Source organism: Brevibacillus borstelensis, from assembly GCF_037834415.1.
GTDB classification, from domain to species: Bacteria; Bacillota; Bacilli; order Brevibacillales; family Brevibacillaceae; genus Brevibacillus; species Brevibacillus borstelensis_A.
Genome location: NZ_JAUMSJ010000017.1, coordinates 66,443 through 88,471 on the forward strand (window position 1 = coordinate 66,443; position 22,029 = coordinate 88,471).

Genomic DNA, 22,029 nt, shown 5'->3' on the forward strand with positions numbered 1-22,029 from the left:
ACCATGGAACTCAGACCATACCAACAGGAGGCGCGCGATTCCATTCAAACCGAGTGGGAAAAAGGTGTTAAGCGGACGCTTCTGGTACTTCCGACAGGCTGCGGAAAAACGATAGTATTTTCGAAAGTCATCGAAGACCGCGTAAGGCTGGGCGAGCGTGTGCTCGTCCTGGCTCACCGCGGGGAGCTGCTGGATCAGGCAGCCGACAAGCTGGAAAAATCCACTGGTCTGAAATGTGCCAGGGAAAAAGCAGAGCAAACTTCGGTCGGCAGCTGGTTTCGCGTTGTAGTTGGCAGCGTACAAACGATGATGCGTGCTAAGCGGCTGGAGCAGTTTGACCGCAGTTTCTTTGATACGATCATCATCGATGAAGCGCATCATTGCATATCCGACAGCTACCAGCGCGTACTGCAATATTTTGAGTCGGCTAACGTCCTGGGCGTTACGGCCACGCCAGACCGTGGAGACATGCGGAATCTGGGAGCGTACTTCGAAAGCCTGGCCTACGAGTACACACTTCCGAAGGCGATAAAGCAAGGCTATCTCAGCCCGATCAAAGCGCTAACCATCCCCCTGCAGTTGGACCTGTCCGCAGTCGGCCAGCAGGCCGGCGACTTCAAGTCGAGCGACCTGGGCACGGCCTTGGACCCGTATCTGGAGCAGATCGCAGCCGAAATGTGGCGGGTAGCGCATGATCGTAAAATCGTCGTTTTCCTGCCGCTGGTCAAGACCAGCCAGAAGTTTACCAACATTCTGAACGCGGTCGGCTTCCGGGCTGCCGAGGTAAACGGCGAATCGCAGGACCGGGCTGAAATCCTGGCCGACTTCGAAAACGACAAGTATAACGTCCTATGCAATTCCATGCTTCTGACGGAGGGCTGGGACTGCCCAAGCGTCGATTGTGTCGTTGTCTTGCGGCCGACAAAAGTCCGTAGCTTGTACAGCCAGATGGTCGGGCGTGGTACCCGGCTGTTCCCCGGCAAGACAGAGCTTCTGCTGTTGGATTTCCTTTGGCATACCGAACGGCACGAGCTCTGCCACCCAGCGCATTTGATCGCTGAAAATGAGGAAATTGCCAAAGCCATGACCAAGCAGATCGAACAGGCTGGCATTCCGTTGGACTTGGAAGCGGTCGAGAAGCAAGCTGCGGAAGACGTAATAGCACAGCGCGAGGAAGCCTTGGCAAAGCAGCTTGCTGAGATGAAAAAACGTAAGCGGACGCTTGTGGATCCGTTGCAGTTTGAAATGAGCATTCAGGCGGAGGATCTTGCCAGCTATGTGCCGTCGTTCGGATGGGAAATGGCACCGCCGAGCGAAAAGCAAATCAAAACGCTTGAGAAGCTGGGCATCTTGCCTGACGAGATCGATAACGCGGGCAAGGCGACTAAGTTGCTGGAGCGCCTGGATAAGAGACGAGCGGAGGGGCTGACGACGCCGAAGCAGATCCGTCTCCTGGAGCAACGCGGCTTCCAGCATGTCGGGACATGGTCGTTTGAGTCGGCCAGACGCCTGATTGATCGAATAGCAGCCAATGGTTGGCGGACGCCAAGTGACATCGATCCGAAAACCTATCGTGAGGATATGATCTATGGAGCATAAATTGGACTTGATTGCGCTGCTGGCGTACATCGATCCGACTTACCTGAGCTATCAGGAATGGGTCAACGTCGGCATGGCACTGAAATATGAGGGCTATACGGCCAGCGACTGGGACGAATGGAGTAAACGGGACATGGCCCGGTATAAGCCGGGCGAATGCTTCAAAAAGTGGACGTCGTTCGAGGGATCCGGCACGCCAGTCACCGGGGCCACGATTACCCAGATGGCCAAGGACAACGGTTGGATGCCAAGGTCGTCAGATCGTGAAGACCGGGAGTTGGGCTGGGACGATGAAATCGCTGGAGACTATGTCGTGGTCGACAAAAACTGGATCGAGGGCAAGGAGATCCACGAGCCAGCCGTCTGGAACCCTGTGCAGCAGCTGACCACGTATTTGGAAACGCTGTTTGAGGCGTCCGAAAACGTCGGGTACGTCGTAGATACGTGGCAGAACGATGACGGAAAGTATTTGCCCACCAAGGGGGCATGGGACCGGACGGCGGGCGAGCTGATCCAACTTCTTAACCAATGCAATGGTGACATCGGATCTGTCCTGGGCGACTACAATCCGGAAGCCGGCGCATGGATTAGGTTCAATCCGCTGGATGGCAAGGGCGTGAAGAACGAGAACGTGACCGAATTCCGCTATGCCCTAGTCGAATCTGACGACATGGACATCGAGAAGCAAAACGCCATCATGCGGGAGCTGGAACTGCCGATAGCCGTCATGGTGTACAGCGGCGGGAAGAGTCTCCACGCCATAGTGAAGGTCGAGGCGGCCAACTATGACGAATACCGCAAACGTGTCGACTACCTGTATAACGTCTGCAAACGTAACGGCCTGAGCATCGACAACCAGAACCGGAATCCGTCCCGGCTGTCGCGGATGCCGGGCGTCGAGCGGAACGGAAAGAAACAGTTCATCGTCGACACCAACATCGGAAAAAGCAGCTGGGCCGAATGGCATGAATGGATTGAGGGAGTCAATGACGATCTGCCGGATCCGGAGAGCCTGGCAAACTATTGGGACAACATGCCCCCATTAGCACCGCCTCTGATCGAAGGCGTGCTGCGGCAGGGACACAAGATGCTCATGGCCGGACCGTCTAAGGCCGGCAAGTCCTTTGCGCTGATTGAGCTCTCCATCGCCATCGCAGAGGGGACGAAATGGTTCGGCTGGCAATGCAGACAGGGCAAGGTACTCTACGTCAACCTGGAAGTAGACAGCGCGAGCGCCTTGGATCGCTTCAAGAATGTGTATAACGCTTTAGGGCTGCAGCCGCGGAACATCGATAAGATCGACATCTGGAACCTGCGCGGGAAATCCGTTCCAATGGATAAGCTCGCGCCGAAGCTGATCCGGCGCGCGGCCAAAAAGAACTACATCGCCGTCATCATTGACCCGATTTACAAGGTTTTGACAGGTGACGAGAACAGCGCTGATCAAATGGCCCACTTCACGAATCAGTTCGACAAGATCGCGACGGAGCTAGGGGCCAGCGTCATCTATTGCCATCATCACTCCAAGGGTGCCCAGGGCGGCAAGAAGTCGATGGACCGGGCCAGCGGCAGCGGCGTGTTTGCCCGCGATCCGGACGCGCTGATCGACCTGGTTGAGCTGGATATAACGGAGGCTCTGCTGAAGCAAGAAGAAAACAAGGCCATTTGCGCGGTCTATCAACAGCTCTTTGAAAAATTCAATCCGGACTATTTGGACGAACACGTCTCATTGGACGACCTGCTGAGCGCTAAGGCCATGGAGGACCACGCCAAACGAGCGATTCCGGAGCACTTGGACGCAGCTCAGGAAAGTATCAAGCAGGCCGTCAGGAGCGTCCGTATACGCTCTGCATGGCGCGTGGAGGGCACGCTCCGGGAGTATCCGAAGTTTGAGCCGGTGAACATGTGGTTCCAGTATCCGATCCATAAGGTCGACGAGGTCGGAAGCCTCAAGGACATCGAGCCGGAAGGGGATCGGCCAGCCTGGCAGAAGGCAGCTGGCAAACGGAAGGACAAGGCGAAAGAGCAGCGCAGAACCAAGGCGGAGGAGTTTGAGGACGTCGTCAATAACTCCAAATTTGGCGAGCCGCCTACGGTTAAAGACATCGTCGAATGGTATTCTTCAACCGGCAAAGAGGTCCCGGAGCGAACTGTGAGGGACTGGGTGAAGAGGTACGGATACAGGATCGATAAAGAGAACGGCAACGTCATTGTTAAGGTAGACGGCGGCGATGACCATGATTAATGCCGCCGCATGAAAATTCGCCGTAGGTCGGCGGCAACCATAAATTAATGGTTATCGCCGCAAATGATCATCGGCGGCAATCACAAAAATGATGGTCGCCGCCATTCATGAATTTTGCATAAATATACGGCGGCAATCATGATTTTAAGGTCACCGCTGCATGCTTTATACGGCGGCGGCAACCACTATATATAAATATATAGGGATAAGGGAAGGGCGTATAAAACGCGCCCTTCCCCCTCCCCCTAAATTTATTTGAAAGTCTGCCGCCAACAAAAGTTAATAAATGGAAGGGTGATTACGAGTGTCTTTGATCGCTAATATTAAACTGCTTTGTAAGCTAAAAGGAACATCAATCCTTAATACAGAAAAAACACTCGGTTTTGGACGTGGCACGATGTATAAGTGGGATACGAATTCCCCTTCAATTGATAAAATCCAAAAAGTATCTGAACATTTTAAAGTCTCAGTGGATCGTATTTTATACGGGTTTGATGTAAACGAACACCAAGAGACTAAAAATAAAACTACCCCAAATATAGCGCAAACGACTCATGACATCCGCATGTGGGCAACCGAAAGAGGTTTGATTGACGCAGACCCAAACAAACAAATGCTGAAACTGGGAGAAGAGTTTGGAGAACTTTGCCAAGGTATGGCTAAAGCGAAACCTGATCAAGTCAAGGATTCGATTGGTGACATTTACGTCGTGCTTACCATCTTGGCTCTACAGTTGGGGTTGAACGTAGAGGATTGCGTTCAGTCGGCATACGACGAGATCAAAGACCGTAAGGGTCGAATGATCAACGGTGTGTTCGTGAAGAAAGAGGACTTGTCATGATCACTGAATTCTTTATGCCGATGAAAAAAGTGCCGACCGTCACCCATCAGCAGAAACAGGTTACCGTCGTGAATGACAAGCCAGTTTTCTATGAGCCGGCCGAGTTGAAAGCAGCCAGGGCGAAGCTGATGGCTCATCTGGGGCAGCACGCACTGGAGAAGACGTATACCCGGCCTGTCAGGCTGGTCGTGAAGTGGTGCTTCCCAATCACAGGCAAGCACCAGGATGGGGAGTATAAGGCGACGCGCCCGGATATAGACAACAGCCAGAAGCTGCTGTTTGACTGCATGACGGATTTGAAGTTCTGGAAGGATGACGCCCTAGTGGTCAGCCTGATCGCCGAAAAATTTTGGGCCAGGCTGCCGGGAATCTATATCCGGATCGAAGAGGTATAGCTCATGGACTACAGGGCGTTTTATGCGGACGTCGTCGAGTGGATCAACCAGGCCAATCAGGCAGCTGTCAGATACGGGATGCATGACGAGAAGTTCTGGGTATGGGTGGTCGATTCATGCGCTGCTATAAGCAAAAAGTATCAAGATAATCAGCTGGTCAGAAAACAAATGCTTATGCTCGTTAACTGGCTCGAAGATGTGTATGAAAACATTGCCCAAGGAGGTAGGAAGCCATGAAACAAAGCAACGATGTTGATACTTTGGTTCAAGAACATTTGCCTTTCGTCCACTTTATCCTAAAGAAATATTATCCGCCCGCGGGGCTTGATTACGATGACCTATTTCAGATTGGTTGCATCGGGTTAGTCAAAGCTGCCAAGAAATTCGATCCTTCACTAGGTTATCAATTCACTACCTATGCAGGAGGCTGGGTAGAGAATGAAATCAGGAAAATAATTCGCTCTCAGAGGGCGACAAAGAGAACAGGCGATGTCTTTTCGATGGATTGGGCCGGTGATGAGGAAGAGGGATCGCTTGCAGATTTGCTGGCAAACTACGATTCGGTGGAGGGAGAAGTTGAAGCAAAATGGCTGTTCTCCGAACTGATTCGTCAGGAGCCCGCTATTACGGTTCTAGCCTTGCAGGGATATAACCAAACAGAAATCGGTCGGAAATTAGGGATCAGTCAGGTGCACGTATCAAGGAAAATGCAGTTCATGAAACAAACAGCAGCTGCACTGTACTGATATGGTTTCCAGGGCAAGGTTTTTTGGACGATCCTCTCGACGTGGTGACATTCGCTTTCCAAGCAAGGAAGAGGACATGCAGCCTGGAGAGGTTGTCACCTACCAGTTGCCGCCCGAAGAGTTGAAAAAGTACAAGGAAGGGGATGGGAAGCAGATGGGAGCTGTAGTGAAGATAAAAGGTGACCAGCAGAAGCAAAAATTAACCAAAGCCGATCTGACCAAAGCTGTCTACCTGAAGCTGGTCAAGGAGGGGATGCTGGATGCGCAGATCCGGAAGCAATACAACATTTCAAGCTGGACCATTTTGAAACGCCTAAAGGATTCCTGGGGGATTACCACCGATCCGCAAAAGAAAACTAAGACGAATCCAGTGGAACCAAACGTATCTAATGAGCAAGTCTTGAACCAATTAAATCAACTGGCCGAAGAGCAAGTGGAAACAAAAAAACAGCTGAATGAGATCAGAGAACTGCTCATCCAACTGTCAAAAGAGATAAAAACACCTAATTGTGAGTATATCCAAAAAGAGGACGAAGAGTCCAACAAAGATCGAACCGTTGAATTGATTCGCAAGCTGCTGAAAGAGTTGTTGTGAACGGCAAATGATGTCACTAGGGGGGCGGCCGGCTCGGCTGCTCCTGGATACACAACGGTAATTATGTTAAGAGGGAGGATATACATGCGAGATCGTCACAAAATCGGCCTGCCTCCAGAAGAGCAGGAGGAATATATCTTGCTCAAGACAGATCCTTACCTGGGGTATTACGGATGGAAGGCAGGAGATCGGCTGAAACGAATCTCCATTTGGCTTTCGGGAAATGGGTGCGGGGTACGGCAAGCTTATTTTGAACGGATAGATCGGCCGGGGCTCGATGGAACTGCTTGGGAAGATCACGTTAAACCATTGCTCGGGCAGATAGAGCTTGAAATATAAAAAGGCGGTGACGGCATGCTGCAGGAACATTGAGCAGTTGGAATATGTGGGGAAACGCATTTAACAATTTGTGTAGGAGGATAAAACCATGAGTGTAAAATTGTATGTTTCCGAAGGACAAAAATGCGTTGATCTGGAATTGGCCAAGGCGAATAACTTGCAGGTGATGAGTATCATTCAGGGGTTGTTTGGATTTCTGGGCTATGAAGTGGAGCCGGTCCTGTTGAAGGGGAAAAATAGCGTGAACGCTTCACCTCAGATTACAAAAGAGTCTGAGAACGAAGAGGATGGTAACCAGGTGGATCTACCAAAAATCACAGAAGAGATTTCAAAATTCGTAGATAACCCTAATGCAGATCAGGCAGTTGTCGAAAAAGGCAACCCGAAAGGACCGGCTCAGAAATCAAGGCAGCTGCCATATGTGAATGGCGAGCATACGCTGACTCATTCTCTGGGAGAAAAGCTTGGTCCGCTGCTCGGTATAGACGTCAAAGATGGAGCTGTCTGGGTGGACGGATCGGAGAATCCTCTTGTCTCTCAGGAAAACAAATCTCATATGACCATCCCGGTTGAAAAATCACTCATTGATCCTGCCAAGGAGTATCCAAGCATCCGTTACATTAACGATATTCCGCATTATCAGACTTACGTTTATTGCAAAAACCTGCAGTGTGGGCAGAGGAAAAAAGTATTTGTCAAAGAATCTCAGGCGTCTGTCTACTGCCCAGTATGCAATACCAAACATGCCAGACGAGATGCTACGAAGGGCGGTTTCCCCGAACAAGATGAATTCGGGAATTACTTCAAAGCGGATCGCCTTTGGGTGGAGAACCATAAGCCTCATCAGGAGCGCATTAAAAGCCCCTTAAAATAAACCGCGTCGGCACTACAGGCCGTGTGCAGCAAGGAGCGTGACAGCATGAATTTTGCCCATTTGTACTACGATCTTACAAAAGAGATCGAGATTCTGGAATTGCGCTTAATGGATCTCGAAAATGAATTGCAGGCTGCAAGAAAATTGTGCTTTACCGGGATGCTGCCGTCCGATCCGCAGCCCGTCCATGTGCCACTGGACGTTGCACTCGGGCAGTACGACGGCGTCATCGCAAAAATCCGTGAAACGTCGGAGCGTCTTGCTGAGAAAAAGCTGGTCCGCCAAAAGATGGAGTTGGCTATGCGTGATTTCAAAGGCATCGAGTACCAGGTAGCATATTTGCGCGATATCAAGGGGTTGCCCTTATACAAAATCGCCGAGGAATTGGGATACTCATACGATTGGATACGGAAAGTAAGCAGCCGAATAAAGGCACAAAGAAGGCACAAAAAAGTTGCAAAATCCTGATATACTGGAATCGTGAAAATGTGCAAACTTAGCCGCTTCGGGAAACCGAGCGGCTTTTTCTATGCAACAAAAAAGCGACCGTTATGGCCGCTTATCCACAATGCCCAATTTTTCTTTGATAGCGTACTGCAGAAGCTGGGAGAAGTTAATCCCGGCTTCTTCAGCTTCCTCGTTGAGCCATTGGGGGATAGTGAGTGTTTTCTTTACTGCCCGGTTTTGCAGTTCGTCGCGGATCGGTTCAGTACGAGCTTGGATGAGGGTCACAAAAGCGCTGGGCTCCGCATCATCTGGAATCAAGTGATCACCGACTTTAGATGCGGCAGGTATTGGATCGCCGTCTCGTTCCATTCCGTACAGGTGCAACGCCATCGCTTCGGCGGCCATTAACAGAGCATCGTCCAGGTTGTCACCTTCCGTCACGCAGCCGGGAAGATCGGGAAACGTCACTGTGTAACCGCCATTCTCGTTAGGATCAAAGACGGCAGGGTAAATATACTTTGCCATTTATATAAACCTCCTTTTGGCGGGCCCCTTATCGGAGCCCAGCCTGCTTGAGTATGCTGTTTACAGTCTTGGGTGCTAAATCTTTCTTGGGGTGAGGGATTGTCACTTTACCGGATTTGGTTGGATGCTTGAATTGATGATGACTACCGACTACTGCAACCAACTTCCATCCGTCTTTTTCGATTAGCTTTATCAAATCCCTCGAACTCATTCCCTCATCTCCTTTCTAATTCAATAATAACACGTATGATATGTACGTGTCAATAATCCGTTACGTATTTTTTATACGTGTTTATTGAGGTGGTACTATGTCATTTTATAAGTCTCAGAAGTGGAAGCGTAAGCGAGAGATGATCCTGAGGCGGGATGAATACATGTGCCGAGAGAGCAGAAGGTACGGTAAGACTGAACCGGCTACAACGGTGCATCATATCTATCCACTTGAACAGTATCCTGAGCTGGGGCTGGTTGATTGGAATCTTCTATCGCTTTGCGAGAAGTACCACAACGCCATGCATGACCGGACGACCGGCGAAGTGACGGAGTTAGGTAGGCAGTGGCAGGAGAGGGTACGGGATTATTTTGAGGAATGGAGGGAGAGACATGGATCGTGAAACGATGATTCGTGAATTGGACACAGCTTGCGGGATGCTGTTGGTTGCGTCGATGCGGGACAAACTTGTGAAGCAGGCCATGGAGAAGGTTAGCGCGGTATCGTTTCATCTGGGGCTGGCTGCTGAAGAGGAATGCGAGCATAGATTCATTCACTTGGACACCACAAGACAGGCAGGAAGCAGACCGTCATGGGGCATTTCGCCAGGACAGCAGTGGAAGAAAACGGCGCGCTTCTTTTGTGAGAAATGTCTTGAAGAAAAGGAGATAACCAAGACGGCAGAAGGCTGGGAAGAAAAACCGGACTGGTGGTAGATCCCCCCTCCTTCTCTATTAGCAGGGAAAGCCTCCAGGGACCGGAGGGGGGCCCCTTTTCCAATAGTGCGAGGTCTGGAAAACTTTTTTTCGGGAGGTGATGTAGAGATGGCGAAAGTGACAAAGGCATCGGTAAAACGTGCAACCATCCGGGACATGAAGGAGCTCGGAACGTACAAAAAGCAGTACGACCGAATAATCGAAATTTATGCCGAACTGGTGGAGCAGTATACTCGGCTGTCGGAGGAATTTGCTGCCGGAGGATACCAATACGAAGTTGCCACGGATCAGGGCGGTAGCAAGAAAGCGCCGATCGTTGCCACGCTCGAATCCCTCCGAAAAGACATACTGGCGTACACGGACCGGCTTTGCCTGAATCCGAAGACGATCGACGGGATCACCATCGAGACAAAAAAACAATCCGCGCTGGCCGCAGCGCTGAGCGCTCTTGAGTGATGCGAAAAACCTTGACGTTGTTTTGGAGTACGCCAGGAGCATAGTCGAGGGAAGAAAGATCGCCGGAAGAGAGATTGTCCAGGCTTGTCGGCGGTTTCTGAAAGACCTGGAAAACCCGGAATATGAGCTCCGGACGAAGGACCCGGAATTTGTCATCGGGATCATCGAGCGGACCTTTGTCCATGACAAGGGGGAAGCATTGGACGGCACGCCGTTACCCGGTAAGCCGTTCGTACTGGAGCCTTGGCAAAAATTTATCATATACAACCTACTCGGCTTCTGGAAAGCCGGGACCAACGAACGCCGCTACAAAGAGGCGTTTATTTTTATTCCCCGGAAAAACGGGAAGACTCGATTTGTCGCCGCGCTGGCGTGGGCGCTCGCGCTGCTTAGTCGCCGATCCGGGGCGACGATTTACATCACGGCGCACGCGCTTAAACAATCCAAGCAAGCTTTTGAATTCATTCTCTTCAACCTGAAGCGGATGGGGGAGGAAGAAAACTTCCGTATCCTGAACAACAACCAGGAACACAGCATCAGTGGTGACCTGGGCGACGGATCGATTTACATCGAAGCCCTGGCAGCCAACCCCGACCGGCAGGACTCATTGAACTGCAACATCGCCATTGCTGACGAACTTCACGCCTACACCCGGCCAAAGCAATACAACATCATCAAGGAATCGATGAAGGCCTATACAAACAAGCTCATGATTGGGATCACGACAGCCGGGGACGACATGAGCAGTTTTTGTTACCAGCGGCTGCAATACTGCAAAAAGATTCTGGACGGTACTGCCCGCGATGAGGCATATTTCGTATTCATTGCAAAAGCGGATCAGGACGAGCGCGGGAATGTCGATTACACCAGCGCAGAACAGCACGAAAAGGCAAATCCGAATTTTGGCGTGACCATCCGGCCTGAGGACATCATGAACGATGCGCTGCAGGCCCAGAACGATCCGCAGCAACGTAAGGATTTCCTCGCGAAATCGCTCAACATCTACACGTCTGCGATGCTCGCTTATTTCGATGTCCACGAATTCCGGGCGAGTGACCGGCAACATAAGTGGACGCTTGAGGAACTGGCCCGACTGCCGATCAGCTGGTACGGAGGGGCGGACCTTGCAAAGCTGCACGATCTGACAGCGGCGGCGCTTTATGGTGAATACCAGGACGTTGCTATCGTCATCACGCACGCTTGGTTCCCAATTGTCGCGGCCACGGCCAAAGCAGAGGAAGATGGGATTCCGTTGTTCGGCTGGAAGGATGATGGTTGGCTGACGATGACGAACACGCCAGTCACGAACCATGCGGAGGTTGTCAACTGGTTCAAGGCGATGAAGCAGAAGGGCTTTAAGATCAAGCAGATCGGATTCGACCGCAAATTCAGTGCTGACTTCTTCCGTGACGCCAAAAAGGCCGGCTTCAAACTGGTGGACGAGCCGCAATACTTCTGGCGTAAGTCACAAGGATTCCGTCGAATCGAACAAAAAGCCAAGTCCGGCAAGCTGTATTACCTGCACAGCGAGGCCTATGAGTATTGCGTTCAAAACGTCAGGGCAGTTGAGAAGGTCGACGACCTCATTCAATACGAGAAGGTCGATGAGAAAAAGCGTATCGACCTTTTTGACGCATCTGTTTTTGCCTGCGTCCGGTACATCGAAGACACCGACCAAGGCAAGGTAGCCGGTCAATGGTTGAAAGGAGGTGAATCGACAGCGTGAGTAGGAAAAGATCACAAAGAGCACGGCAACCGACAACAACGCGAGGCGTCCAGGGGGCAGAAAATACGCTACTTGGGTACTGGCTGAAGGGAGACGATCTATCGCTGCCGTCCGGCTATGTACGGCTCTGCGAAAACCCAGAAGTAAGGATGGCTATTGATCGCATAGCTGATCTGATCAGCAGTATGACAATTCATCTGATGCAGAACACAGAGGATGGAGACATCCGGATCCGTAATGAGCTGGCGAAAAAAATCGATGTCAACCCATATAGCCTCATGACCCGTAAGGACTGGATGTATTTCATTATCCATACGATGCTGCTTGAGGGGGATGGTAACTGCATCGTCTTCCCAACGACACGTGACGGGTTGATCGATGAGCTGATTCCTTTACCGTCGAATATGGTTTCGTTTCCGCCTCCGATACGAAATGGCATCGGGGCGGTGACTGGCTATCAGGTATCCATACAGGGACGCCTCTACAATCACGATGAGGTGCTGCATTTCAAAATCAATCCTGACCCCGACCAACCATGGATTGGGCGCGGGTACCGGTTGATCCTCAAGGATGTCGTTGCTAACCTTAAACAGGCTGCAGCAACGAAAAAAGCGTTTATGGGGGACAAGTGGCGTCCAGGAGTAATCGTCATGGTCGACGCTGACACCTCGCAGTTTTCAAGCGAAGAAGAACGTGACAAGCTGATTGAGCGATACATCGGGAGCGGCGATAGCGGTAAGCCTTGGATCCTTCCAGAGGGCATCATTCGGGTGGAAACAGTTAAACCCCTCAGTTTGCAGGACATTGCTATTCATGAATCGGTACAGATCGATAAGAGGACGGTAGCCGCCATACTCGGCGTACCGGCCTTTTTTGTTGGCGTTGGTGATTTCAAGAAGGACGAGTACAACGCCTTCATTCAAACCCGGATTGGTCCACTGGCAACGGGTATTTCTCAGGAGCTAACGCGAAAGCTGCTGTTTGCTCCAGATTTATATTTTCGCTTCAACAATCGGTCGCTCTATTCCTACAGTCTGATTGACATGGTCACGGCCGGAACGGCGCTTGTCGACCGGAATACGCTGCGACGCAATGAACTGCGGGACTGGATCGGCATGAGCCCAGACCCCGAAATGCGCGACTTGATCGTGCTTGAAAACTACGTCCCCGCTAACCTACTGGGAGAGCAGAACAAACTCAAGGGGATAAAAAAGGCACTTGAAGAGGGAGGTGATGACAGTGGATAGGGAGATCCGCCAGACGCGAGGCCTTAAAACCGAATTGAAGACGCGCGCGGATAGCGACGGGGGCGACCTAACGATTGAAGGCTATTTCTCTGTTTTTAACCGGCAGACCGAGCTCTGGCCGGGAGCGTTCGAGGAGATCGCGTCGGAAGCTTTCGACAAGACGCTTGGTAATGACATCCGGGCGTTAATCAATCACGAGACGCGACTTGTCCTTGGACGGAATAAGTCCGGCACGCTGGAGCTCAAAGTGGATAGCCACGGGCTATGGGGCCGGATTAAGATCAATCCGAACGACACGGACGCGATGAACCTATACGAGCGCGTCAAGCGCGGGGACGTGGACCAATGCAGCTTCGGCTTTAATATCGTTCGCGAGGAAACGGACTGGCGCGAAGACGGAACAGTCAAGTGGACGATCCGCGAAATCGACTTGCACGAGGTTAGCGTCGTCACCTTCCCGGCCTACGAGGAAACAGGCGTCGCCGCACGCCAGAAACAGGTCGAGGAGCACCGAGACCGACTGCTACAGGCAAAGCGGCAAAAACTTATCGAAAGGGTGAAGAGAATTGGCTCTTAGACAACTGCTTTTATCGAAAAAGATCGAACAGCGGAATAACGCACTGGCGGAGCTGCTGATTCAAGAAGAGGGCATCCAGACCCGTAGTGCAGAGCTGGAGGTGGCTGCATCCGAGGCTAACACGGATGAGGAAATTGCTGCTGTTGAGGAAGCAGTCACCAAACTGGAAGCCCAGAAGGGTGAGCTTGAAGAAAAGAAGTCCAAGCTCCAGGGCGAGATCGCCGAGCTTGAGGGGGAGCTTGAGCAGTTGAACGCGAAAGACCCGAGCGACCAACAGCGCTCCGCAAACAATCAAAAAAGAGGTGGAACCGAAATGCCGAAAGATTACCACATCTCGCAAGTCCGCAAAATGCTGGAAACTGGCGAATATTACAACCTCGCCGAAGTACGTGAGTTCTACGACAAATTCAAAAACCTCCGTGCTGTAACTGGCGGCGAGTTGACCATTCCGAATGTCGTCATCAACCGCATCCTCGACATCGTCGGTGACTATACAACATTGTACCCGCGTGTTGATAAGATTCGCGTGAGCGGAACAGCACGCATCCTGGTCGACACCGACACCGCAGCAGCAACATGGATGGAGATGGCTGGTTCCATCCCGACAGGCGACGTCGGTACGATCACGAACGTCGACTTCGACGGCTTCAAGGTTGGTAAGGTCACATTTGTAGACAACTATCTGCTACAAGACTCGATCATCAACTTGGATGACTACGTTGTACGCAAGATTGCCCGCGCCATCGCCAAGGCTCTTGATCTGGCAATCCTCAAAGGCGAGGGAGCGACCAAGAAGCAGCCTGCCGGCATCATCCCAGCAATCCCGGCAGGCAACAAAGCTACAGTTGCGGCAGACGCCAAGCTGCTCGTTAACCTGCTCAAAAAAATCGGCCTCATCGATACCGGTGACGACAGCGTGGGCGATGTTGTGGCAGTGATGAAGCGGCAGACCTACTACAATCGTCTGCTGGAGTACACAATCAACGTTAATGATCAGGGTAATGTTGTCGGGAAGCTGCCTAACCTGACGCAGCCTGATCTCGTTGGACTGCCGGTCGTCTTTAACCAAAACATGAATGTTGACCAAGTGCTGTTTGGCGTGCTCGATCAATACACGATGGTCATCCGCGAAGACATCAGCATCGACCGGTCTGAGCACGTTAAATTTGTCGAAGACCAAATGGCATTCAGGGGAAAAGGCCGGTTCGACGGCAAACCTGTTAAGCCAGCAGCGTTCGCCTTGGTAACGATTACGGATTCAGGGGGGGAGTAACAGCTTTCAGTTCCCCCAAGGCGACTCCAGACCTTGATACCATGACAAAAACAGAGCTCCTGCAGTATGCCTCCGATCATGGTATCGAGGGAGTATCGTCTACCATGCTGAAAGCTGACATCATTACGGCCATTAAGGGGGTAATGGGATGGACGTAAAAACCGTTGTGGATCTTGTCAAAGAGGGGCTTGGAATTCGGACGAATGTTCGGGACGGCTTTATTACCGCAATCGTTAACGGCGTAATAAAGGAACTGGAAGATGAGAAGGGACTGGCTCTTGACCCCGCCAATCCCTCTCATCTTATTTTTTGCGTTGATTATGCTGTGTGGCGGTATAAAAGCCGAGATGAAGGCAGGCACATGCCGCGTCACCTGCAGTATCGGTTACACAATCTCATTATTCATGTGGGAGGGAAGCGACCGTGAGGCGGGAGAAGCAGCTGCGTACATGGGATCATGAAGTATCGTTGATTGTTATGTCAGCCGGTGAAGATGAGGCCGGTTATCCCACGGAACCCAAGGAAATCAGCCGGAATACTGTATTTGCAAACAAATTGAGTGTGACACAAACAGAGTTCTATGCTGCCAATCAAAGCGACATGAAAGCTGATGCCGTCTTTGAAGTACACACGTTTGAATACGATGGTGAACGGATTTTGGAGCACGCGGGGAAACGATACGAGATCATCAGAACCTATCAGCCATCACCCGAAATAATGGAATTGACTTGCTCTGACTTGTCACAAAGGGGGCGAGATAGTGGCTAAATCTGATGTGGAATTGCTAGGCATTGATGAACTGATGACCAAACTACGCGAGAAACTTGAAGACGGTGCCGCGAGGGTAGAAAAGAACGCTCTCGCAAAAGGCGGCGAGCTGATTGCTGGAGAGATGAGAAAACGAGTAAGGGTGAGCTTGAAAACTCATAAGCACATGAGGGATGACATCAAGGTGAGCGGCGTCCGCACTAAAAACGGCATCAAGTTTGTAGCTGTAGGCCCAGGAAAGGAAACCGGCTGGCGCGCCCACTTTTTGGAGTATGGAACGAAAAAGATGGCTGCTCAACCGTTTATTTACCCGTCCTTCCACGAAAAGAAAGCGGAAGCTCTCGAAATCATGGCACAAGAAATGCGGAAGGGGTTGACATGATGGTTGACCTCAAGCCAGAAATCCTCCTAGCGATGCGGAACAGTGCGGTGCTCTCTACCATCCTCGGACGCGATAAAAATGGGCGTGTAAAAGTGTATCCGGAAACGGTTCCTGAATATGACAAGGCACCAATAACCGAGCCATATATCACCTTTTTCGAGCTGACCAACTTCGATGATTTTTTCACTGATGATCAGGCCGAAGGAAGCGAAATCCATTTTCAGATTGATATCTGGACAAAAGGCAACACATCACCTTTGGCAAAAGAAGTAGATAGGGTTATGAAGGAGCTAGAATTTAGTAGAACCGGCTCCGGCGATCTTTACGAAAATGATACCCAAACGTATCACAAAGCTTTACGATATAAAACATTTCGAATGATTGAGGAGTGAATGACATGGCAAAAGGAAAAGGCGTCCGCGTCGGACTTAATGATGTACACTATGCCATTATGAAAGACGACGAAACCTACGAAATACCGAAAAAACTTGCGGGGGCGATCCAGGCGAAGATTTCCCCAAAGTCGAACAAGGAGACTCTCTATGCAGACGATCAGGCATATGAGGTAGCTACTTCTCTTGGGGATATTGAGCTTGAACTGAATGTAGCTGATATTCCGTCTGAGGTGTTGAGAGACTTACTCGGTCATACGATCAATGCGGACGGCGTTCTCATTAAATCGTCGGAAGATAACGCTCCTTATGTTGCCCTCGGATTCCGCTCTAAAAAGTCGAACGGCAAATACCGCTATACATGGATATACAAGGGTAAATTCCAGCCAGAGGATCAGGAGTTTGCAACGAAGGAGGACAAGCCCAAGTTTCAAACTCCAACGATCAGCGGAACCTTTTTGCCGCGGGAAGACAACAAGCGCTGGCAGGCTCAGGTTGATGAGGACGACACTGGGGTGAAGCAGGAAGTCATTGACAACTGGTTTAAAGCTGTGTACGAAGAAACACCACCAACACCCTAGAGAGGGCCTGCCCCTCTCTTTTCTATTATTCGAAGGAGGAACGAATCATGGAATTGACACTAATCGTTGACGGTAAAGAAAAAACGTTTGTTGCCCCGTTCATCAGCGGGCGTATGTTTCGGCGGACGCTTGAGTTTCAAAAAAAATTTAAGGGAGATATCGATGAGACAACTCTTGATACCGCTGTTGATTATGTTGTGGAGCTTTACGGCAAACAATTTGACCGCGATACCTTTTACGATGGGATCGAGTCAAAAAAACTGCTCTCTACGATTACCGGCTGCATCGATGAGGTTGTCGACTCGGTTAATGGGGCAATCGGGGATGGCGGCGAAGCCCCAAACGAGTGAAGGGGGCGAACTACGACCCCCTTGACCAAGTGAAAGATTTGTATAAAGACCTACTCAAACAAGGATGGACCTTGCCTGAAATCGATGGCATGGACATCCTTTTCTTTTTTGAACTGGCGCAGCACGAGGGTAATAACGACCAACTACCAGAGGTCTGTATAGACCAACTCCCGTTTCTGTGAGGTGAGAGAAGATGGCTGAATTTGAAGTTGGTAATTTAGTCGCCAAGGTAAGCCTGGACGACACCGGGATAAATAAATCAATGGCAGAGCTTAACCGATCCATGAAGGTCGTACAGTCAGAGTTTCAGGCTGCAGGGGCAAAACTGGGGGACTTCGGAAAAAGCACGGAGGGTTTAAAAACCAAAGCCGAATCTCTCACCAAACAGATTGGTATTCAGCAGCAGATCGTGGCAAAACTCCGGGAAGAACACGCGAAAGCCGCCGCCGAAAAAGGCGAGGACGCCAAGCAGACGCAAAACCTTGAGGTCAAGCTCAACAAAGCCCAGGCCGAGCTATCAAAGATGCAAAACGAGCTGACGAAGACAAATGCGGAGATCAAATTACAAAGCTCAGCATGGACGAAGTTATCCGAAACGCTTAATGCTGCCGGTCAAAAGCTGAAGGATGTTGGCTCCAAGCTGACGAGTATTGGTAAGGACCTATCGGCCAAGGTGACTGCCCCGATTGTGGGCTTGGGTACAGCAGCCGTTGCCACTGTCAGTAAGTTCGACGACGGCATGAGCAAGGTACAGGCGATCACCGGGGCCACTGCTGCCGAGATGGAAAAACTGCGCCAACAGGCAAAGGATTTAGGCCGGGATACGCGGTTCTCTGCTTCGGAAGTCGCGGACGCATACAACTACCTGGGGATGGCAGGGTGGAAAACGAACCAGATCCTTGAGGCCACCCCGGCTATGTTGAATCTTGCTGCAGCCGGTGCTATTGATTTGGGGCGTGCGGCTGACATTGTGTCCGATACCATGAGCCAGTTTGGCCTTGACGCGAGCCAAGCAGGACACGCTGCGGATATCTTTGCTGTGGCGCAAGCGAACGCAAACTTGAATGTCGATATGCTCGGACACACCATGAAGTACGCTGGGCCGGTTGCGAATGCCTTTGGGGCTTCCCTTGAAGAAACCTCTGCAATGGCAATGATATTTGCTAACGCGGGGATAAAAGCAGATCAAGCGGGTACTGCCTTGAGATCAGGCTTTACAAGGCTGGCTGCACCTCCAAAAGAGGCAGCAGACGCTCTTGCCGAGCTGAATATCAAAACAAAAGACTCGGCTGGAAACATGCTTCCTTTGCAGGATATCGTTGCCCAACTCTCTACAAAATTTTCTGGTCTCAGTGAGAGCCAACAACTCTCAGCGGCGAAGGCAATCTTTGGGCAAGAGGCAATGGCTGCATGGATTGCAGCTATTCAGACGGGGCCAGAAACCTTGCAAAGATTTACGGATATGCTGATTAACTCCACTGGCGCTGCTGATAAGATGGCTAAGACGATGGAGGACAATATTGGTGGTTCCTTCCGTTCGCTTAAATCAGCGATTGAAGGCGCAGCGATAGCAATCGGCGACCGGCTGAAAGAGCCAATAAGGGCAATCGCTGATCACATCACGGCGCTGACACGAAAGTTTTCCCAGATTAGTCCCGCCATGCAGGACTTGATCATAAAAATCGGCCTGATAGCTGCTGCAATTGGCCCCGCGTTGGTTGTCATCGGTACGCTTGTTTCTTCTGTAGGAAGCATTGCTTCAGCATTTGGAGCCGTAAGCTTGGCTGTGGCAGAGGCGGGCGGCATCTTGGCCGTTCTCACAGGACCAATCGGGCTAACGGTAGGAGCAATTGCCGGATTAACAGTAGCAGGTGTTGGGCTGTACAACCATTTCAGTCAAGAGCTCATTCCGACCGTTAACCGTTTTGGTAGCGAGGTATCGGAGTCTACCCAAAAAGCAGTAGGGGCGTTTCTGGACCTCAATGATAGTGCGACTGTGGCGCTCAATCAATTGTCTTGGAGCGGCCAGGCTGTTACGAATGAGATGGCAACAAAGCTCACTGATACATTTTCGCAGATGGGACAACAGATCACTACGCAAATACAGACAGATCACGCCCAGCAGCTCCAGACCATGAAACAATTCTTTGAGCAAAGTTCTGTTTTGACGGATCAGGAGCAGGCGGCCATTATCGAGAAAATGAATCTGAACCACGAACAGCAGAGACAAACGATAGAGGCCGGTCAGCAACGGATCACGGAGATTCTCAACCTCGCCAAAGAGGAAAAACGCGCTATCACGGATGCAGAACGCCAGGAGATCAACCAAATACAGCAGCAGATGGTCCAAACCGGCATCCAAGTAATGAGCGAAAATGAATTGGAGCAGAAAGCGATACTTGAGCGGATGCGGTTGAATGCCTCTGACTTATCAGCGCTTCAAGCGGCAGAGGTTGTACAGAACAGCATCCAGCAACGAGATGGAGCAATCCAAGCCGCCAATGATCAGTATAACGAGATCGTAAAGGAAACGATCCGGCAACGGGACGAAGTGGGGAGCATCACAGAAGAGCAAGCAGATCGTATTCTTCTCCATGCGCAGGCTCAAAGAGATGGGGCCATATTAGCCGCTCAGCAGACGCATGCCGAAGTGGTGGAAGAAGCACAGGCTCAAGCTGGCGAACATATCAACGCGATAGACTGGGAAACCGGGGAAGTGTTGACCAGATGGGACATCTTCGCCAATTCCATGAAGGATACCTGGAACTCCATTAGAACAGCTGCAGTAGAGGCGTGGGAATCATTATCGGCGTACATCGCTCCTGTTGTCGAGGAAATATCCTCGTTCCTCAGAAGTACCTTCGGGGATTTTGCCGAGTGGTGGAAGCAGACTTGGCCGGACCTAAAGATTGCGTTTGAAAACATCTGGAACGGCATTGTCGCCTTCATCAGGCCAATCCTTGAAACGATTAAGGCTATATTCGAGACAACATGGCCTTACATCGAAAATATCATCGTTGCGACTTGGGAAACCATCAAGGGTGTTATCAGTGGATCGATTGAAGTGATCAAAGGAATCATTGATGTCTTTATCGGGGTGTTCACTGGGGACTGGGAGAGAGCATGGGAAGGTATCAAGAGTATCCTGTCAGGCGCTTGGGATGCTATTTACAGCATCTTTGAGGGCGCGTTTGACATCGTTGTGAACATTTTTTCCGGGATCATTTCAGGGATTGGCGAATATTTCGTAAGGTTCGGCCAAGAAATGAAAGATCACGGCGGGAACATCGTAAAGGGTCTTGGGCAAGGCATCATGGATATGGGTGGATGGATAAAAACCAAAGTAGCAGAGTTTGCAGCTTGGATTTCTGACGGGTTTAAGTCCTTTTTTGGTATTCATTCCCCCTCCAGGCTAATGTCCGAGTACGGGCAATATTTGGTTGAAGGTCTCTGGCAAGGCATTCAGGACATGGCTGGCTGGATCAAAGGCAAGGTAACGGAGTTTTCGTCCGGTATTGCCAACTCGATCAAGTCTTTCTTCGGTATCGCCTCTCCTTCCCGGCTCATGGCCGAATATGGCGGGTACATTGCCGAGGGTCTAGCCGTTGGTATGCGCCAGAACGAGAAGGCCGTGGCGGACGCCGCCAAGGCCCAGGCCGATATCGTAAAGAAAAAGACCCAAGAAGCCAAGGACGCCGCAGTCGCCAACTGGAAAGAGATGAATGCCAAGGTCAAAACTGAGGCAGACCTGATGGCCCAGGCAGTTACGGGCGCTCTTGAGAAAGTCAGAAGCACAACACAGCTTGAGCTGGCTATCTCCAAGCAGGAGTTTGAATTGTTCGCTTCCACATTGGGGAACACGACAGCCGATCAAGCGAAGAAGCTGGAAGCCCAAATGGAGCTTCTCCGAATTGAGCTGAACACTTCCAAAGAGACGGTAGATGTCCTAAACAAAGCATACGACGATATGGTCAAGGTTAAGGGCGCTAACAGCGAAGAGGCCAAAAAGTTGTATCTGGAATTGTTGAAAGAACAAACTGCCTACCAAGGTCTTAATAATCAGTTGAAAGAGCTCGAAAAAAATTATGGCAGTGCGGCCAATGCAGCTAGAAACCTGGTCATTGAGCAAGGGAAGATTTTCGAAAACATTAATGGTAATTGGGTTGAGAGTGGCAGAGTCGGAGATCGTGTAGGTGCTGACGACCCCATTTACGGCCCCGGAGGAGCCTGGGAAGACATGCCGGACTGGCTCAAGCCAAAACCATCTACTGGTGGCAGCAAAGAGGAAGACAGCGGACGAACCAGACCGAAGGACACAGACCGAGAGGGTTCCTACCAGAAAGACGTCGACAAGGGCAACTTCGGCGGCTCCGTTAACACGAATGTAAGGAGAGCTGCCAAAGAAGTCGGCGACTCCATCAGAGACGCATTCGACAAAGTAAAAGAGTCGTTCAGGTTCCCAGGCCTCGCAACGGGCGGAACGGTTACACAATCAGGCTGGACCTGGGTAGGTGAAAAGGGGCCGGAGCTGCTTAACCTCCCGCGCGGTTCTCAGGTGATTCCGAACTACGATCTTCCCCGTGTAGGCTCCTCTTCCCAGTCTGTACAGTTGGAGATCAATATCAATGGCCCAGTATACGGGATTGATGATTTGGATGGGCAGATCAAGCGAGTTGTCCAGACAGAAACTCTTCCAATCCTAACGAAGCAGCTGCGGCAACCGTCGAGATCAAGGGGGTAAGGT

The 22,029-nt window shown here is 50.9% G+C and carries 26 protein-coding genes; 24 read left to right on the plus strand and 2 right to left on the minus strand.

From position 1 onward, the window contains the following. The first annotated feature begins 3 nt into the window (after positions 1-3). The 10 genes from Q3F21_RS15095 (at position 4) to Q3F21_RS15140 (ending at position 8,102) form a co-directional block, all read left to right on the plus strand. A complete protein-coding gene (locus Q3F21_RS15095; RefSeq protein WP_340254383.1) occupies positions 4-1,599 on the plus strand; it encodes a DEAD/DEAH box helicase in 1,596 nt (531 codons plus the stop codon). Beyond that, the gene (locus tag Q3F21_RS15100) at positions 1,589-3,844 is read left to right on the plus strand and encodes an AAA family ATPase (protein WP_340254386.1); all 2,256 of its coding nucleotides are present in this window, start codon (positions 1,589-1,591) and stop codon (positions 3,842-3,844) included. The genes Q3F21_RS15095 and Q3F21_RS15100 overlap by 11 nt, the downstream gene beginning before the upstream one ends. Positions 3,845-4,148: 304 nt before the next feature. Continuing rightward, complete coding sequence (locus Q3F21_RS15105; protein WP_340254389.1) at positions 4,149-4,685, plus strand: MazG-like family protein; 537 nt, start codon at positions 4,149-4,151, stop codon at positions 4,683-4,685. Beyond that, positions 4,682-5,080, plus strand: a complete 399-nt coding sequence (locus Q3F21_RS15110; RefSeq protein ID WP_340254392.1) for a RusA family crossover junction endodeoxyribonuclease — start codon at positions 4,682-4,684, stop codon at positions 5,078-5,080. The genes Q3F21_RS15105 and Q3F21_RS15110 overlap by 4 nt, the downstream gene beginning before the upstream one ends. A gap of 3 nt (positions 5,081-5,083) precedes the next feature. Then, the gene (locus Q3F21_RS15115; RefSeq protein ID WP_340254395.1) at positions 5,084-5,317 is read left to right on the plus strand and encodes a hypothetical protein; all 234 of its coding nucleotides are present in this window, start codon (positions 5,084-5,086) and stop codon (positions 5,315-5,317) included. Beyond that, positions 5,314-5,826, plus strand: coding sequence for a sigma-70 family RNA polymerase sigma factor (locus tag Q3F21_RS15120; RefSeq protein ID WP_340254398.1), 513 nt, complete (start codon positions 5,314-5,316; stop codon positions 5,824-5,826). The genes Q3F21_RS15115 and Q3F21_RS15120 overlap by 4 nt, the downstream gene beginning before the upstream one ends. A 76-nt stretch (positions 5,827-5,902) precedes the next feature. Then, positions 5,903-6,421 carry a hypothetical protein gene (locus tag Q3F21_RS15125; protein WP_340254401.1) on the plus strand — a complete coding sequence of 173 codons (519 nt, stop codon included), beginning with the start codon at positions 5,903-5,905 and terminating at the stop codon, positions 6,419-6,421. An 84-nt stretch (positions 6,422-6,505) separates the two neighbouring features. Continuing rightward, on the plus strand, positions 6,506-6,760 hold the full coding sequence (locus tag Q3F21_RS15130) for a hypothetical protein (protein ID WP_340254404.1): 255 nt from the start codon (positions 6,506-6,508) through the stop codon (positions 6,758-6,760). A gap of 88 nt (positions 6,761-6,848) precedes the next feature. Beyond that, positions 6,849-7,634 carry a hypothetical protein gene (locus tag Q3F21_RS15135; RefSeq protein ID WP_340254407.1) on the plus strand — a complete coding sequence of 262 codons (786 nt, stop codon included), beginning with the start codon at positions 6,849-6,851 and terminating at the stop codon, positions 7,632-7,634. A 45-nt stretch (positions 7,635-7,679) separates the two neighbouring features. Further along, positions 7,680-8,102 carry a hypothetical protein gene (locus Q3F21_RS15140; RefSeq protein WP_340254410.1) on the plus strand — a complete coding sequence of 141 codons (423 nt, stop codon included), beginning with the start codon at positions 7,680-7,682 and terminating at the stop codon, positions 8,100-8,102. Between the two features lie 81 nt (positions 8,103-8,183). On the opposite strand, the gene Q3F21_RS15145 is transcribed toward Q3F21_RS15140, so the two are convergent. Both Q3F21_RS15145 and Q3F21_RS15150 read right to left on the minus strand, forming a co-directional pair. Continuing rightward, positions 8,184-8,606, minus strand: a complete 423-nt coding sequence (locus tag Q3F21_RS15145) for a type II toxin-antitoxin system HicB family antitoxin (RefSeq protein ID WP_340254413.1) — start codon at positions 8,604-8,606, stop codon at positions 8,184-8,186. Between the two features lie 28 nt (positions 8,607-8,634). After that, positions 8,635-8,817 carry a type II toxin-antitoxin system HicA family toxin gene (locus Q3F21_RS15150; RefSeq protein WP_340254416.1) on the minus strand — a complete coding sequence of 61 codons (183 nt, stop codon included), beginning with the start codon at positions 8,815-8,817 and terminating at the stop codon, positions 8,635-8,637. Between the two features lie 97 nt (positions 8,818-8,914). On the opposite strand from Q3F21_RS15150, the gene Q3F21_RS15155 reads away from it, so the two are divergent. From Q3F21_RS15155 to Q3F21_RS15220, 14 genes are all read left to right on the plus strand, one after another. After that, a complete protein-coding gene (locus Q3F21_RS15155) occupies positions 8,915-9,220 on the plus strand; it encodes an HNH endonuclease (RefSeq protein ID WP_340254419.1) in 306 nt (101 codons plus the stop codon). Next, a complete protein-coding gene (locus Q3F21_RS15160; RefSeq protein WP_340254422.1) occupies positions 9,210-9,533 on the plus strand; it encodes a hypothetical protein in 324 nt (107 codons plus the stop codon). Before Q3F21_RS15155 ends, Q3F21_RS15160 begins: the two co-directional genes overlap by 11 nt. A 108-nt stretch (positions 9,534-9,641) precedes the next feature. Further along, positions 9,642-9,989, plus strand: coding sequence for a P27 family phage terminase small subunit (locus Q3F21_RS15165; protein ID WP_340254425.1), 348 nt, complete (start codon positions 9,642-9,644; stop codon positions 9,987-9,989). Then, the gene (locus Q3F21_RS15170; protein WP_340254427.1) at positions 9,982-11,715 is read left to right on the plus strand and encodes a terminase large subunit; all 1,734 of its coding nucleotides are present in this window, start codon (positions 9,982-9,984) and stop codon (positions 11,713-11,715) included. The genes Q3F21_RS15165 and Q3F21_RS15170 overlap by 8 nt, the downstream gene beginning before the upstream one ends. Continuing rightward, the gene (locus Q3F21_RS15175) at positions 11,712-12,962 is read left to right on the plus strand and encodes a phage portal protein (protein ID WP_340254430.1); all 1,251 of its coding nucleotides are present in this window, start codon (positions 11,712-11,714) and stop codon (positions 12,960-12,962) included. Before Q3F21_RS15170 ends, Q3F21_RS15175 begins: the two co-directional genes overlap by 4 nt. Beyond that, positions 12,949-13,539, plus strand: a complete 591-nt coding sequence (locus Q3F21_RS15180) for an HK97 family phage prohead protease (RefSeq protein WP_340254433.1) — start codon at positions 12,949-12,951, stop codon at positions 13,537-13,539. Before Q3F21_RS15175 ends, Q3F21_RS15180 begins: the two co-directional genes overlap by 14 nt. Then, positions 13,529-14,812 carry a phage major capsid protein gene (locus Q3F21_RS15185; protein WP_340254436.1) on the plus strand — a complete coding sequence of 428 codons (1,284 nt, stop codon included), beginning with the start codon at positions 13,529-13,531 and terminating at the stop codon, positions 14,810-14,812. Before Q3F21_RS15180 ends, Q3F21_RS15185 begins: the two co-directional genes overlap by 11 nt. Positions 14,813-14,960: 148 nt before the next feature. Beyond that, positions 14,961-15,239 (plus strand): hypothetical protein, encoded by a 279-nt coding sequence (locus tag Q3F21_RS15190; RefSeq protein ID WP_340254439.1) that lies wholly within the window; start codon positions 14,961-14,963, stop codon positions 15,237-15,239. Further along, entirely contained in the window at positions 15,236-15,580 is a 345-nt protein-coding gene (locus Q3F21_RS15195) for a phage head closure protein (protein ID WP_340254442.1), read from the plus strand. Before Q3F21_RS15190 ends, Q3F21_RS15195 begins: the two co-directional genes overlap by 4 nt. Then, positions 15,573-15,962 carry an HK97-gp10 family putative phage morphogenesis protein gene (locus Q3F21_RS15200; RefSeq protein ID WP_340254445.1) on the plus strand — a complete coding sequence of 130 codons (390 nt, stop codon included), beginning with the start codon at positions 15,573-15,575 and terminating at the stop codon, positions 15,960-15,962. Before Q3F21_RS15195 ends, Q3F21_RS15200 begins: the two co-directional genes overlap by 8 nt. Next, on the plus strand, positions 15,959-16,354 hold the full coding sequence (gene gp17, locus Q3F21_RS15205; RefSeq protein ID WP_340254448.1) for a tail completion protein gp17: 396 nt from the start codon (positions 15,959-15,961) through the stop codon (positions 16,352-16,354). The genes Q3F21_RS15200 and gp17 overlap by 4 nt, the downstream gene beginning before the upstream one ends. 5 nt (positions 16,355-16,359) lie before the next feature. After that, a complete protein-coding gene (locus Q3F21_RS15210; protein ID WP_340254451.1) occupies positions 16,360-16,935 on the plus strand; it encodes a major tail protein in 576 nt (191 codons plus the stop codon). A gap of 47 nt (positions 16,936-16,982) precedes the next feature. Then, positions 16,983-17,285 carry a phage tail assembly chaperone G gene (gene gpG, locus Q3F21_RS15215; protein ID WP_340254453.1) on the plus strand — a complete coding sequence of 101 codons (303 nt, stop codon included), beginning with the start codon at positions 16,983-16,985 and terminating at the stop codon, positions 17,283-17,285. A 193-nt stretch (positions 17,286-17,478) separates the two neighbouring features. Then, the gene (locus Q3F21_RS15220; protein ID WP_340254455.1) at positions 17,479-22,026 is read left to right on the plus strand and encodes a phage tail tape measure protein; all 4,548 of its coding nucleotides are present in this window, start codon (positions 17,479-17,481) and stop codon (positions 22,024-22,026) included. Positions 22,027-22,029 lie beyond the last annotated feature (3 nt).